The 14,266-nt window shown below is 36.7% G+C and carries 8 protein-coding genes; 5 read left to right on the top strand and 3 right to left on the bottom strand.

The window, feature by feature from the left end; translation table 11 throughout:
• Positions 1-1,175 precede the first annotated feature (1,175 nt).
• Positions 1,176-5,708, bottom strand: a complete 4,533-nt coding sequence (locus F6K15_RS01705) for a S8 family serine peptidase (RefSeq protein ID WP_293056287.1) — start codon at positions 5,706-5,708, stop codon at positions 1,176-1,178.
• A gap of 1,139 nt (positions 5,709-6,847) precedes the next feature.
• Here F6K15_RS01705 and F6K15_RS01700 point away from each other — a divergent pair.
• Positions 6,848-8,329, top strand: a complete 1,482-nt coding sequence (locus F6K15_RS01700; protein WP_293056285.1) for a dolichyl-phosphate-mannose--protein mannosyltransferase — start codon at positions 6,848-6,850, stop codon at positions 8,327-8,329.
• A 718-nt stretch (positions 8,330-9,047) separates the two neighbouring features.
• Here the strand turns inward: F6K15_RS01700 and trmB are convergent.
• The gene (trmB, locus tag F6K15_RS01695; RefSeq protein WP_293056283.1) at positions 9,048-9,725 is read right to left on the bottom strand and encodes a tRNA (guanosine(46)-N7)-methyltransferase TrmB; all 678 of its coding nucleotides are present in this window, start codon (positions 9,723-9,725) and stop codon (positions 9,048-9,050) included.
• Positions 9,726-10,364: 639 nt separating this feature from the next.
• Between trmB and F6K15_RS01690 the strand changes: the two genes are divergently transcribed.
• The 3 genes from F6K15_RS01690 (at position 10,365) to F6K15_RS01680 (ending at position 11,629) form a co-directional block, all read left to right on the top strand.
• Positions 10,365-11,033 (top strand): bifunctional 2-polyprenyl-6-hydroxyphenol methylase/3-demethylubiquinol 3-O-methyltransferase UbiG, encoded by a 669-nt coding sequence (locus tag F6K15_RS01690; RefSeq protein ID WP_293056280.1) that lies wholly within the window; start codon positions 10,365-10,367, stop codon positions 11,031-11,033.
• A 66-nt stretch (positions 11,034-11,099) separates the two neighbouring features.
• Positions 11,100-11,258 (top strand): hypothetical protein, encoded by a 159-nt coding sequence (locus tag F6K15_RS01685; protein WP_293056277.1) that lies wholly within the window; start codon positions 11,100-11,102, stop codon positions 11,256-11,258.
• Positions 11,259-11,446: 188 nt separating this feature from the next.
• Positions 11,447-11,629 carry a hypothetical protein gene (locus F6K15_RS01680; RefSeq protein WP_293056274.1) on the top strand — a complete coding sequence of 61 codons (183 nt, stop codon included), beginning with the start codon at positions 11,447-11,449 and terminating at the stop codon, positions 11,627-11,629.
• Between the two features lie 662 nt (positions 11,630-12,291).
• Here F6K15_RS01680 and csaB read toward each other — a convergent pair.
• Complete coding sequence (gene csaB / locus F6K15_RS01675) at positions 12,292-13,329, bottom strand: polysaccharide pyruvyl transferase CsaB (protein WP_293056272.1); 1,038 nt, start codon at positions 13,327-13,329, stop codon at positions 12,292-12,294.
• 77 nt (positions 13,330-13,406) lie between these two features.
• Between csaB and F6K15_RS01670 the strand changes: the two genes are divergently transcribed.
• A complete protein-coding gene (locus F6K15_RS01670) occupies positions 13,407-13,724 on the top strand; it encodes a DUF2499 domain-containing protein (RefSeq protein ID WP_293057123.1) in 318 nt (105 codons plus the stop codon).
• Positions 13,725-14,266: the final 542 nt, after the last annotated feature.

Genomic DNA, 14,266 nt, shown 5'->3' with positions numbered 1-14,266 from the left:
CTTGCTTGCAATTGGCAATTAAGGAAAAAAAATTGAAATCAGGAAGAAGTAGATATTTCCCCAGTTTTTACACAAACGATACCATTTGGAGTAAGTAAGGCAGAAGGCAGAAGGCAGAAGAAAAGAAAAGGAGAGAAGGGAGAAAGTTTTTTTATAACTGATTATCCGGACATGATATAAGTCCTATATAATTCAGAATTTAGTAATATCAAATCTAGTTGAACAACTTCACTTCAATTTAGTAGTCATACCATTTCTGGGCGTTGGTAATTTGAGGTATGATATCATGTCCGGATAAGATATCTATAGAACTCCGTGACCTTTACCCGATGAAAAAACTTTCTCCTTCTATTCCTCTTTCTTCTTCTTTCTTCCCTCCTGACTCGGTCCTTCCCCTCCTGGGAGGGGCGCTCGGGTGGGTTAACTCTTGAGTAATTAGGGTTTGCTGAAAAAGTCTTATGGGTGAGGGTAGGAGACAGGAGACAGGAGACAGCTATACTGGAGAAATGGGAATGAGCGATGAGGTAGGAGCGGGCGTTTTGTAAGAATGATTTTTCTGCCTAAATCTTGCCAAAATACTAAATTTTTGAGTGTTTTAGACTGAAACAGGCGCACTGCAATTCGACCCTAAAAAGGCTAAAACCTTTATCTGTAAATGCTTTTAACTTTAATCAACAAGCCCTAATTAAGATTAATATCATACACGCGCTTTACCAACGCCCATTAGACATCTCCGAAAAAGATATAGATTTTTTGCAGGAGTAGGCAACAGGCAACAGCTCCGGAAAGCAACAGGTAAGATATTTTTATGAAAAAGGCACGAAAAAGGATTTTTTAGGGTGAATTTTTCGTATCCTTAGCTTGCTCTAGTTAAAAGATTTATTTTCTGGAGATGTCTATTTGTGAATAGTAATGCTATGTTTGATTACCATCTCCCCACCCTTCCCCTCCCAGGAGGGGTCAGGGGTGGGTTCCCATCTCCCCATTACTAAAGATATATAGCAAACTTTTGAGATTTGATATTAGAACGGGAGCAAGATGCTCCCACTGGCTATACCATTACAATGACCACTACCTAAAATTGTAGGGGCAAACGGCCGTTTACCCCTACAGACGGTAGAAATTATATTACTCACTAAACCAAGGTTGAGGTCGCGGAGTCAGTTAAATCAGGTCTATTGAAAAGACCATAAAAAGTCTTGAGCTGTACCTGGTCGATACCAGAGAATATCAGAGAAGACATTGCCGTTAAAGTCTCCAGTTATGGGGGTATAAGTTCCGTTAACAGTGAAAGGACTGCTCTCAAAAGTACCTTCGGAATTGAAAGACCATAAAAAGTCTTGAGCTGTACCTGGTCGATACCAGAGAATATCTGTGGTACCACTAGCATCAAAGTCTCCAGCTACTGGGGTGTAAACACCGTTAACGGTGAAAGGACTGCTCTCAAAAGTACCGTCGGAATTGAAAGACCATAAAAAGTCTTGAGCTGTACCTGGTCGATACCAGAGAATATCTGTGGTACCACTAGCATCAAAGTCTCCAGCTACTGGGGTGTAAACACCGTTAACGGTGAAAGGACTGCTCTCAAAAGTACCGTCGGAATTGAAAGACCATAAAAAGTCTTGAGCTGTACCTGGTTGATACCAGAGAATATCTGTAGTACCACTAGCATCAAAGTCTCCAGCTACTGGGGTGTAAACACCGTTAACGGTGAAAGGACTGCTGGTACGATTTCCATCCTTATCAAAGAACCAGATGAAATCCTGGCCTGACCCTGGTCGATACCACAGAATATCTGAGGTGCTATCACCGTTAAAATCTCCTACTATCGGCGTGTAAGTACCATTGACGGTGAAAGGACTGCTATCGTAACTATTGTCAGAGTTAAAGAACCAAATGAAATCCTGGCTTGGTCCTGGTCGATACCACAGAATATCAGTATTGTTGTCCCCATTAAAGTCACCTGCAATGGGTTCATATTCCCCATTAATTGTGACTGGGGTGCTTATGTAAGATGGTTCTGATGACGTTGTAGTAGATATTGAAATCGTTTCAGTGATCGTATTATTTAATTCGTCAGTCTCAGCAACAAAATCAAAACTGTCAACGAGCATACCGATCTGATAATCTGCATTCTCATCCCAAGAGAACTCGTTTATAGTAGGTAGGAAAAAACTTTCACTTAGTACTCCAGTATTACTGTTTCCTGGCAACTCTTCTACCCAGGTAAAACCAAGTAGATAGTCTTCCTGTGGATCGATATCACCATCCTCGGATAAGAAGAAGTCTACCCAGAAACCAGTAGCATCATCGCTGCCTGTATTTTCTACGGAGAAGTCAATATCAATAGAATCACCAGGACCAACTTCTTGTGAAGTTATTGCAAAGACATCACTAGATAGATCTATTTGGTCTTCAAAGGTAGAGAGAATCAGTTCGAGATTAATATTACCAACGCTACCATTGAATCCATCCACTGCAATGTTGTAGGTTTCACCTCCAACTACATCAAAGATAATCTCACTCTGGAGACCGTAGTTTACACTATCATCATTACTATCTACCTCAGTTAAGTTAAAGAGGGATGAACCAGTATAAGCTGCAAGTATTGTATCAAAATCGCTACCGCCAGTATTGACGGTTAAAGTACCATCACTAGGAGCAGTCCAACTCCACCACAGAGAAGCACCGCCATCATTTCCAGCATGAAGAGGTTCTGCTGACTCTACTGTTGCGTTTTCGTTCGTAGCTGTTTCATTAATCTGTGAACCGCTTAAAGAAATCCTGTCAGCAAAATCATCGTTGGCTAAGGTATCCGCTTCCAATAACAAAGCTAACTCCACATTACCTGCTGCTCCCAAATATCCATCCACTGCAATTTGATAGTTAGTTCCAGCTTCAGCAGGGAAAACAATTTGGCTTTGCAGACCACTACTATCGTCATTGCTAGCAATATCAGTTAAGTTGGAGACTGATGAACCTGTATAGGCGGCTAAAATGGTATCGAAATCGCTACCAAATGTATCAATAGTTACTAATCCTGAACTAGGAGCTGTCCAATTCCACCATAGGGAATGACCACCAGAAATTCCAGCATGATCAGGTTCTCCGAATTCTATGGAAGCGTTGATGGTACTGGCAGTTGCGTTATCAGAAGTACCACTGAGATTAGCACTATTGGCAAAATCATCATTAGATATCTGTGATGTTGCCAGGTCTAAATCTAAAACAATATTACCCTCAGAACCAGAATATCCATCAACCGCAATCTGATAATTTGTTCCCCCAACAACATCAAAAGTTACCTGACTTTGTAATCCATCACCCCCATCATCGTCACTGGCAACTTCAGTTAGGTCTGACACAGAAGAACCTGTATAAATCCCTAATATCGTATCAAAATCACTGCCATCAGTTCCTATAGTTACTGAACCAGAACTGGGTGCCGTCCAATCCCACCAAACAGAACTACCACCATCATTTCCAGCATGATTTGGTTCTCCGGATTCTTTGGTAGCATCAACATTACTGCCAGTAGCGCTAGTGGATGAACCACTTAGAGAAATACTGTTAGATAAGTTATCGTTTTCTACAGCTATTGTTTCCAGTGAAAGGTCTAGTTCAATATTGCCTGTGCGGTTGGAATATCCATCTACGGCAAAATGATATGTAGTTCCTCCCGTTACATCAAAGACTATTTGACTTTGGAGACCAGAATTATTATCTTCATCAAAAGTGTCGTCGTTACCAGTAATTGCAGTGAGGTTAGATACAGAAGAACCTGTATAGGCAGCTAATACAGTATCAAAGTCACTACCGAAAGTATTAACTGTCACTTCCCCAGAAGTAGGAGCTGTCCAACTCCACCAAACAGAATTATTTTCTCCAACAGAAGTAACGTGGTTTGGTTCTCCAGACTGTGCGGTAGCATTAACATTTGTACCAGAGTCGCTGTCTGATGTACCAAACAGGATTTCGCTATCTAGGAAATTATCGTTGTCAGGTCTAGTAGTTTCTACCTCTAATGCAGCACCTAGATTCAGTCTGGGTTTAGTAATTCCGTTGCGGTGGTCTGTAATGGGGTCACCAGAATTGAGCATCCGTTGGAGAATTTCGTCTGGACTTTCATCAGGGAAGGCTTCAGATAAGACCGCAACTGCTCCGGCAACATGGGGTGCTGCCATTGAAGTTCCAGGAAGGTTTAATCCTCCTGCATTTATAAATGCTCCAGGTGCTAGTATGTCTAGAAATTGGGCACTGTTGGAAAAAACTGCTACTCGATCTGGTACAACGTCGAAGTCGCGAGTTCCATAATTACCTGTGTAGTCATAGGTGGCACCAACGGATACTGCACTTTCAAAAGCAGCAGGTGCTGATATTCCATCTGTGTAGCCATTATTTCCCGATGCAACAATGGTGAGAATACCTGCTGATTTTGCTTCAGCAATGGCTAAACCCCTAGCAGAGCTAGCATCAGAGAGTGGATCTGTAATTTTTGTGCGACCACCAAGACTCATATTGATGGCTTCAATATTATAGGTGTTTTTGTTCTCAATCACCCAGTTAATGGCAGCGATCTGGTCTGATGAGAAAGATATCGGTTTCCCCTCATCATCAAATCCAGCAAAAACATCTAGTGCTGCAATATTTGTCCCTGGTGCAACTCCAGCAACAATGGCGCTAACATTGGTTCCATGGCCATCGTTGTCATCTTGACCATCATCGTTGCCAAAGTCTTGAGCAAATACTATTCGATTCTCAAGGCCAGGAGCATTTGGATTAGCGCCTGTATCAAGAACTGCAACAGTTGTACCATCCCCTGTATATCCTGCTGCTTCTGCTTCTGGTTGATTGATGATGGGTAGACTTTGTGGTAGAAATGTTTCATTTACTTCAGGAACTGCTGCTGCTAAAACGTCATCATTTTCTAACAGTTCTAGCAGAGGTTCTTGTGACTCAAACCGAACAAAGGAAATTGGCAAATTACCATAATCATCTATAATTTCAAATCCTTCTGGTAAGTCAGAGAATACTTCTTCTTTTAGTTCTGCCAGCAATTCTGCTTTGTATTCTAAGATTTCATCGCTACCTGCTTCTAAACCTTGTTCCACCATTCGGGCTTCTACCAGTGCATCAATTTCAGTGGTGTCTAATGAAACTAAAAGCTCTTGGGCTTCACCATTAGCGATCGCTTCTAACACTTCTGGCGATACTTTCTCTTCTGGTTCTAATGAAGCAATACTACTTGGTGTCTCTGTGAATTTTCCTTCTGGTGGAATATTTACGACATCTGTTTCAGATTTTTCTCCATCATCTACAGATATTTTCTCTTCTTTGGGTAAAGTAACATCAGTGGGTTTTTCTGGTGAATTATCAGAAGATTCTTCTTTGGGTAGACCTGTTAATAAATCGGCGTTTTCCGTTCCAAGGTCTTTCAAATCTTCTTGTTCAAACCGACCTACAATTACTTCTTTCTCATCTGTAGAGCTTTGGTCAGTTGCATTTCTGAAGCCATCAAATGAATCGATATTTGTTAGTAAAATATCATCAGTATGCTCTTCAACATTTAACACGGGAGGTAAATTAGTCTCCTCATCAGAACCTGAAAATTTGTCTAAGGGAATAATATCTTGATCTCCTACAACAAAATTGTTAAGAGGAGATTCTAGTTCATTTAAAGGCCCTAATAGTTCTGTTGTTTTTTCCATTTTCCTCAAAATTTAGTAATTGCTAATACTTTTACTTTTATTTCTAGTGACTTCTAGCCTATGCAATACCCTAATTACTTAAGTAACTTGGGTATGATTGAGGCTTAGGGTTGGCGTTCGCAGAGGATGAATTTAGCCGTATCGCTGGTAGACGGCTCATTAGTTACAATTTGACTTGGATACATTTAACGCTAACAGCTAATTTTACTTAGACCAAACTTTTTTTAGATTGTCTTTATAAATTAGCTCAAAGTGAGATACAGTTGTTTTTCTTCTTTTCTCATATAGAATCTGGTTATATAATATATGTTGATAATTCTATAATTACTTCAAGCCTTCAATCTCCCCCACTCCCCTACTCTCCTACTCCCCTACTCCCAACTATATATATAATAAGTATTCAACCGGATTTGATATCACAGGAGTGTGCTACCAGGTGCGTCTGTCGTACCCTTAGCACCGCTATCCTCTGTTTGCCGAATTACTACTCTGTACGGACGTTGCATGCAACATCCCTACCTACTCCCTAGAAATTACGAATTTTGTACCTCAACAATATGGGAATTGCTATATCTGAATCAAGGAAATTATTTTAGGATTAGCTTACTGACAAATACTTGACATTTTCAGTAAAAGAATGTATTATATTATTAATTTATATCACGTCCGGATAATTAGGGCTTGCTGATTAAATCTAAAAGCATTGACATATAAAGACAAGTGCCTTTTTGGGGTCGAATTGTAGTGCGCCTGTTTCAGTCTAAAACGCTCATACATGGAGCGTATTTTACGCTCATAGTTGGGCAGAACAATCTTGGGACAATTCTTACTCCTACCTCCTCGCTTATTCCCATTTCTCCTGTCTCCTGTCTTCTGTCTTCCCCTCCACCGGAGGGGTTAGGGATGGGTTGTCTCCTACCCCTACTAAAAGACTTTTTCAGCAAACCCTAATTAGTGATCAAAAAATTTTCGTCTCTTCCTTTTTTCTTCTCTACTGACTCCTAACTTCTCCCTCATTTATTTATAAGTAATTCAACCGGACATGATATTATACAAAAACAGCCCTATTTGTTCGTACTTTAGGGCTGTTTTTTATGTCTTTATACTAAAATAAAAACACTCTAAATTTGATTCTATTTATGCAACTAATATCTCGTAAATTATCTAGATGGTTTATTGCTGGCATGGCGAGTATATTTATATTTTCAATCATGTTCAGATTCTGGCAATTAGGTCGTTTTAATACTCTCGTTTTTGACGAGGTTTATTATGCTAAATTTGCCAACAACTACCTAACTAAAACTGATTTTTTTAATGCTCATCCTCCACTCAGTCAATATATTATTGCTATTAGTATTTGGATAGGTTCTCATCTGCCGTTCGGACAAGAAATAGTGAATAATGAAACAGGTTCTACTTTAGCTCCTTGGACTTATCGATGGGTAAACGCTTTAACTGGTTCATTTATTCCAGTCATAGTAGGAGCGATCGCTTATCAATTAACTCGCCGTCAAAGCTATGGTTTTCTTGCTGCTTTACTCATTGCTTTAGATGGATTATTTTTAGTTGAATCCCGCTACGCTTTAAATAATATTTATCTAGTAATTTTTGGATTATTAGGTCAGTTATGTTTAATTATTGCTTTGCAAGATTGGCAATTGAAGCAAAAAGTTTGGTTAGCTTTAGCCGGAATAAATTTTGGTGCAAGTGCGGCAATAAAATGGAATGGTTTAGGATTTTTGCTCAGTATTTATTTACTCTGGATATTTGCCTGGATTCTTGAATTTTTAGCACCACCAAAAAAGTCTGATTTTATATCTCCTTTACGAAATTTAACTCAACTAAATCTGGTTCAATTTACTTTAAACTTATTTTTTATTCCCATAATAACCTACAGTTTACTCTGGATTCCCCACATTATTCTCAATCCGAAATATGGATTTTGGGAAATGCAAAAACAAATTTTCAGCTATCATCAAAGAATTGGTAGTGGACCAGATATTCATCCTTATTGTGCTCAATGGTTTACTTGGCCATTGATGCTCAGACCTGTGGTTTATTTCTATAAAAATACAGGATTATTAGATAAACCGGAACCTTCTTTACCACCATTATCTTCAGATATTGGAAATCCAAAAGTTAATCCATTAATTTATGATGTTCATGCCATGGGAAATCCCCCTCTTTGGTGGTTATCAGCAGTAGCAATTTTATCTTTAGTATTAATATTAATTAACCGTATTTTGGATTGGGAAAAAAAACGAAAAGCTAGACGTAATAAAATTGTCATCAAGGCAAAAGTGAAATTTATTCCGGCCTCAGAAATGTGGTTTTTACTATATTTATTATTAAATTGGTTAGCCAATTTTTTACCTTGGTCAAAAGTGAGTCGTTGTACTTTTATCTATCATTATATGGGTGCTGCTGTGTTTGCTATTTTGGCACTTGCTTGGTGGATTGATAGGTGGTTAAATAGTAGACAAGTTCATCTTAGAGTAATAGGAGTTACAGTTATTTTTATCATTTTATTTGCTTTTGTTTTTTGGATGCCTGTTTATTTGGGATTACCTATATCTCCGCAAAATTGGCAGATTAGGATGTGGTTTCGTTCTTGGATTTAAAGAAGGCAGAATGAAGTCAAAAGTAAGAAGTCAGAAGTTAACCCACCCCTAACCCCTCCCTGGAGGGAAAGTAGGGTATTTGAGCAACTCTCCAAAAACCTGATCGCCTTAAAAGGTGGGATTGGGCAACCTAATTATTTTGAGAAAAACACTATAAACTAAGTTATCAATCAAGGGAAAATAGTGGTACTTTGATATTTTTAACCAAAAATTACTTCCCACCCAGTAGTAGTACAATAAATATTTAAAAAGTTAAAAATTGCTGTTTGCGTAGCATGATTAGGAAAACCTAAATACAGCAAATTCCAAGTATATGAAGTACAGATATTAATAATTAAATCCTATCAATGCGAGCATCTTGCTCGCGTAGGTGTACCTGATCAAAGTGGAATACCCTGTATATTAAAAAGTCTTTTAATTAAAGATAAAAAAATTGCTATGTAAGGTTTTGAGATTATTTTTAATCTATTTTTTTCTAAAGTCTCGATAGAAGAGGAAAGTTTCTACGAATCATCTAGAAGTTCTATATTTTAATTTTTTACTCATCACCAAAAACCAGATATTTCATCCCTTATTAATTCCCATAACTTGAGAAACTTTTAATCATAATTATCTTCCCATAAATTGAAGATTAAATCTAACATCTACGACCTATCACCTACTATCTACTACTGCAGGATGGCAGAAATAACTAACCATTTAGAAAATCCTAAAAGCCTTACCAATCAATACTTTTGACTTTTGACTTTTGACTTCCGAGCGGCACTACCTTCTGAAATAATGCTCTATACACAGGTTGATCTTTAGCTAAAGTAAAAATTTCTCTTTCTGATAATACTGGCAAAATATTTTCAGTTAACCAATCATCAGAACTTCGAGAAAATGAACTATGAGCAGAGAAGCGTTTACACATTTCTTTTGCCACTTTCTCTACATCAGAATGAAGAAAAACTTTTCCTCCCACTGTTAAATAATTTGCTAAATCTTCGACTAATTTTGGTTGTACAACTCTCCGTATTTGATGACGTCTTTTAAACCAAGGATCGGGAAATAAAATTGAGACTCTTTGTAATATTCCCTCTGGCAAAGATTGTAATATTTTTTCCAGAGAAATATTGGCATTACAAAATAAATAGTGCAAATTATTAAAACCCTGTTCATTTAGCAAATTATTAGCCTCTATAACTAATGGTTCCCGAATTTCTAAACCAAGAAAATTCCATTCAGGTTCTGTCTGTGCCATCTGCCATAAAAATTTACCCCGACCACAACCAATATCTAAATGTAATGGCTTATTCAAATCAGAATAAATATTACTAAAATTTGGTAGATTTACTGACTCTTGATATTTACTAGAGAAAGGATTAACGTGCTGTCTTACTCTGACTCTTGCCAAAATTTATACCTCTATTTTTGCGTTATAATTAAGGTTTGCGTATGGAAAGTCTTTTTGCCGGGGTAGGAGACAGGATACAAGAGACAGGAGACAGGATAAATGGGAATGAGTGAAGAGGTAGGAGTAAGAATTGTCCCTTGATTTCTCTGCCCAACTATGAGCCTAAAATATGCTCCTTTTTGAGCGTTTTAGACTGAAATAGGCGCACTTTTTAAAGGCCCCAAAAAGGCACTTGTCTTTATATGTCAATGCTTTTAGATTTAATCAGCAATCTCTAATTATACGATAATTATGTAAATTTTTACCACTAATTCAGATAGGGAGTAGTTCATTAATGGATAATGGATAATTGATCATTGATAATTACCTCTAGTTAAAACCGTTATGGAATTGAATATAAGGAAATATTATTTCTTCTCTTGGTCTATTGGATTGAGTAACAATTGTAAGAATGATTTTTCTGCCATAGTCAGCCCAAAATACTAGCTTTTTGAGCGTTTTCAACTGAAACAGGCACACTTTTTTCGACCTGAAAAATGCTCAAACCTTTATATATCAATACTTTAATAATTAATCAGCAAGCCCTAATTATTAATTATTAATTATTAATTGTTATTAATTGTTGAATACCTACATATTATGAAACTAAATTCATCACAAATAAAAAAAATTGAGAACTTTCTAGAAAAAATTAAAAATGATACTTATCCTGAACCTCCAACCAAACTTCATAATCAAATAACTGAGCAAATGTTTGATGTATGTCTAAAGCAAATATTTTTACCACCGGCAGCCAAAATATTAGATATTGGTTGTGGTCAAGGTGTAGCTTTAGAGATATTTAAAAAACATGGTTTTTCACCAACTGGAATTACTCTAAATAGTGAAGATGTGGCTATTTGCCAACAAAAAGGTTATCAAGTTTATGAAATGGATCAATCTTTTCTAGAATTTGAAGATAACTATTTTGACTTTGTTTGGTGCAGACATTGTTTAGAACATAGTATTTTTCCATATTTTACTTTGCAAGAAATTTATAGAGTTATTAAACCCGAAGGTTATCTATATTTAGAAGTACCTGCTCCTGATACAAGTTGTCAACATCAAACTAATAAAAATCACTACAGTGTATTGGGAAAAACGATGTGGTTAGATTTAATTCAAAGAACAGGATTTGAAATTTTACAAGTATTAGATATTCAATTTAATGTGCCTATAGGTCCAGATATCTATTGGGCAATGATTCAGAGGAAAAATAGTTCGACTATAACTTCAGAAAATTCTACTAAAATTATCAGTATCCAATAGCAATCTAATTCTGAACAACAAGAAATAAAGCTCTCCCTAGATTCTAATAAATTTACTCAAAAATTGATGCTTGACTCTGTTCAAAAAGGGCGAGCTTATGAATCTGAAATTTTCCAATTAATTCGGAAATTCCTACAAAATGGTGACTGTTTTATTGATATTGGCGCTCATATTGGATATTATTCTGTTTTAGCTGCAAAAACAGTAGGCATCAAAGTTCAATAATTAATAATTGATAATGGATAATTGATAATTACCTCTTCCTTTTAGGGAGAGGATTGAATAAAAGGAAAATTTTTTCTTGTTTTTCCTTTAAAGGAGAGGCTTTAAACCTTAATTATTGGGTAAATACACTTTATCAGTATGATGTTCCCTATATTATTTGTGAAATTAATAGATTTGGATTACAACAAATGGGAACTAATGAAACAGAATTAAGAGAATTTATGGGTTCATTAAAATATGAAACTTATTTAATTACCTCAGACAAAATTAATCAGCTAGTTAAGTTAACTATCGGTAATTATTATCAAAGATCCCATGTATTTAACGTTCTATTTACTAAACAAAATAAAATGATAAATCAAGAATCATAATTCAGACTTGAGAATGCACGACTTCTATCTACTCATTGTGGAAGTTTTTCCAGATTTTTGCAGTCCTGCAACCGTAATGGTATTACAGGGAAGGCAGTCGAAAGAATTGTCGCTCAATTTTTCTGCTGTATGTCAATGTTTTGATATTTAATCAGCAAGCCCTAATTATTAGTAAGCATTTCCTGCGGAATGCTGCGCAAACAGCTAGCTCGCGGTCAGCTCTTCGGTGCGGAATGCTGCGCAAACAACTTTTTAATAAATGAAGCAAGCATTTGCTTAACTTCTACGACATTTTTAAACAAAAAATTGAAGCACAAGAACAGCAAAATTAAATTTTCCACTAAAGATTAATAAAGCTGATAGTTGATACCATTTTGAAAAAAGAATGTTACGAATAATAAGCACCATAAAAAGACTTTCAGATCAAGTCTGTTTCACGAAAAAGGTAATTTGCAACATCAAAAATGGTATTCAATCTATCCCCAAGTGCATTCTAAATTCTAAATTATGTTTGCGGAGCATGACAAACGGAAATTATAATCAATACCCTAACTACTTGTAGCAAACATTTATCAATTTGGTATGATAACTGATAGCTGATAGCTGACTGCTGTTTGCGCAGCATTCCGCAGGAAATGCTTACAATTATTAATTATTAATTGTTAATTATTAATTGAAGATAATACCTCTTGATGAATTAGCGATCGCTCTCTCAAAAAATTTATTCTTTCTGGAAACAAAGCATCCCCATTCGCATAATTTTCAATCCACATCTTACTAATTAAATTTGCATCTTCCGGCAATTCAGCTAATTCCCATCCAGGCATTTCCAACTCAGTCATTAACTGACTAACTTTCGGGTCGTAACTAATAGCAAAACAACGACATTCCTCCGCAGAACCCATAATTAAACTGTGAAAACGCATACCTATTACCATTTCCACACCCCGAAAAACTCCCTTCAAAACTCTAGGGTCTTCTATAGTTAAAATCTTGCTATGATTAGGCAATTTGTTATGAATAGATTCAGCAATTTTTAAATCCTTTATCGGTTGAAAAGGCAACAACAAAATAAACGCTTTAGTTGCCTTTTGAAAAGAAACCAAAGCCTCAGTTAAAATTGCTAAACGTGCCGGAGTAAGTTGTGGGTGAGGTCTCAAACAAACCGCTACTCTCGGTGCAGGTAAATCCCAAAGACCGGGGACAGAGGAACTTTCCAAAGCCCAAACTGGGTCCGGAGCTAAAGTAAAAGGAATCTCCCACTTGGCAACTATTTTTGCCGAATTGGCATCTCTGACACTAACCGCAGTACAACCCTTAAAACATTGCTTTGCCAAAAATTGGGTACTTTGATGATGTAATGGCCCAATACCCTGTGCCCAGGCAATTGTTTTTAAGCCCATTTTTTGAGCAATTCCCATTAATCCGGCATAATAAAAAGGACTGGCAATACTTGTAGCATCTTGAATCAGACTTCCACCCCCCCAGATAAATATATCCGAACGTTTCATTGCCTGGAGAATGGTAAAAGTATTGAGGCGATCGCCCGCTTCGACTTGATATTGTTTTTGAGTTTCGATGGGGTTGCCAGACAAAACATAAGGTTGAATATTATCGGGCAACATCTGCAACAAAGATGCTAATAATGCCTCATCTCCACTATTACCTTTTCCGTAGTAACCAGATAAAATTGCTCGCATTTGTCTGAGTAATTATTCTTTTGATATAGCCTTGTAGAATACCAAAGTTGATACTTAAATTTTCAGATTTTTTAGATATGCACGCTTTATCAATTCCTACTTGGATTATTCATATTTCTAGCGTTATTGAATGGATAGCTGCCATTTGGTTTATTTCTCTCTATGGCAATGTCACTAATAACCGTGCCTGGTATGGTTTATCTTTTGCCATGTTACCTGCATTGGTAAGTGCGATGTGTGCCTGTACTTGGCATTATTTTGATAATGACCCAAATTTGGAATGGTTGGTTACTCTTCAAGCTTCAATGACTTTGTTGGGAAATTTTACTCTATTAGCTGCTGCTTGGTGGATATTTTCTAGTAGTGAAAAGCAAGAAGAAAGTGGCGAGAGTTAATTTTTCGGTACGACACTTACTCTAGACTAGAGACTATTATTTTTTGACAAATTACAGATATTCACAAGTGAGCTATTTTTCAGAGCTTCAGACTATATATCTGTAACGTTATAGTTTTGAGAGAGTATTTAGAATACTGAGAACTGACTCTAGACTAGAGACTATGATTTTTTGACAAATTACAGAGATTCAGAAGTGAGTGATTTTTCCCCGCTTCAGACTATATATCTGTAACGTTATAGTTTTGAGAGAGTATTTAGAATACTGAGAACTGACTCTAGACTAGAGACTATGATTTTTTGACAAATTACAGAGATTCAGAAGTGAGTGATTTTTCCCCGCTTCAGACTATATATCTGTAACGTTATAGTTTTGAGAGAGTATTTAGAATACTGAGAACTGAATCTAGACTAGAGACTATGATTTTTTGACAAATTACAGAGATTCAGAAGTGAGTGATTTTTCCCCGCTTCAGACTATATATCTGTAACGTTATAGTTTTGAGAGAGTATTTAGAATACTGAGAACTGAATCTAGACTAG

The organism is Okeania sp. SIO2B3 (genome assembly GCF_010672525.1).
In the GTDB taxonomy this organism is placed as follows: Bacteria; Cyanobacteriota; Cyanobacteriia; order Cyanobacteriales; family Microcoleaceae; genus Okeania.
This window is presented reverse-complemented; position numbering and strand designations above follow the sequence as displayed.

What these genes read in the sequence shown, in the direction of transcription:
- F6K15_RS01705 (WP_293056287.1), bottom strand. Translation starts at nt 5,708, where the DNA reads ATGGAAAAAACAACAGAACTATTAGGGCCTTTAAATGAACTAGAATCT.
- F6K15_RS01700 (WP_293056285.1), top strand. Translation starts at nt 6,848, where the DNA reads ATGCAACTAATATCTCGTAAATTATCTAGATGGTTTATTGCTGGCATG.
- F6K15_RS01690 (WP_293056280.1), top strand. Translation starts at nt 10,365, where the DNA reads ATGAAACTAAATTCATCACAAATAAAAAAAATTGAGAACTTTCTAGAA.
- F6K15_RS01685 (WP_293056277.1), top strand. Translation starts at nt 11,100, where the DNA reads ATGCTTGACTCTGTTCAAAAAGGGCGAGCTTATGAATCTGAAATTTTC.
- F6K15_RS01680 (WP_293056274.1), top strand. Translation starts at nt 11,447, where the DNA reads ATGGGAACTAATGAAACAGAATTAAGAGAATTTATGGGTTCATTAAAA.
- csaB (WP_293056272.1), bottom strand. Translation starts at nt 13,329, where the DNA reads ATGCGAGCAATTTTATCTGGTTACTACGGAAAAGGTAATAGTGGAGAT.
- F6K15_RS01670 (WP_293057123.1), top strand. Translation starts at nt 13,407, where the DNA reads ATGCACGCTTTATCAATTCCTACTTGGATTATTCATATTTCTAGCGTT.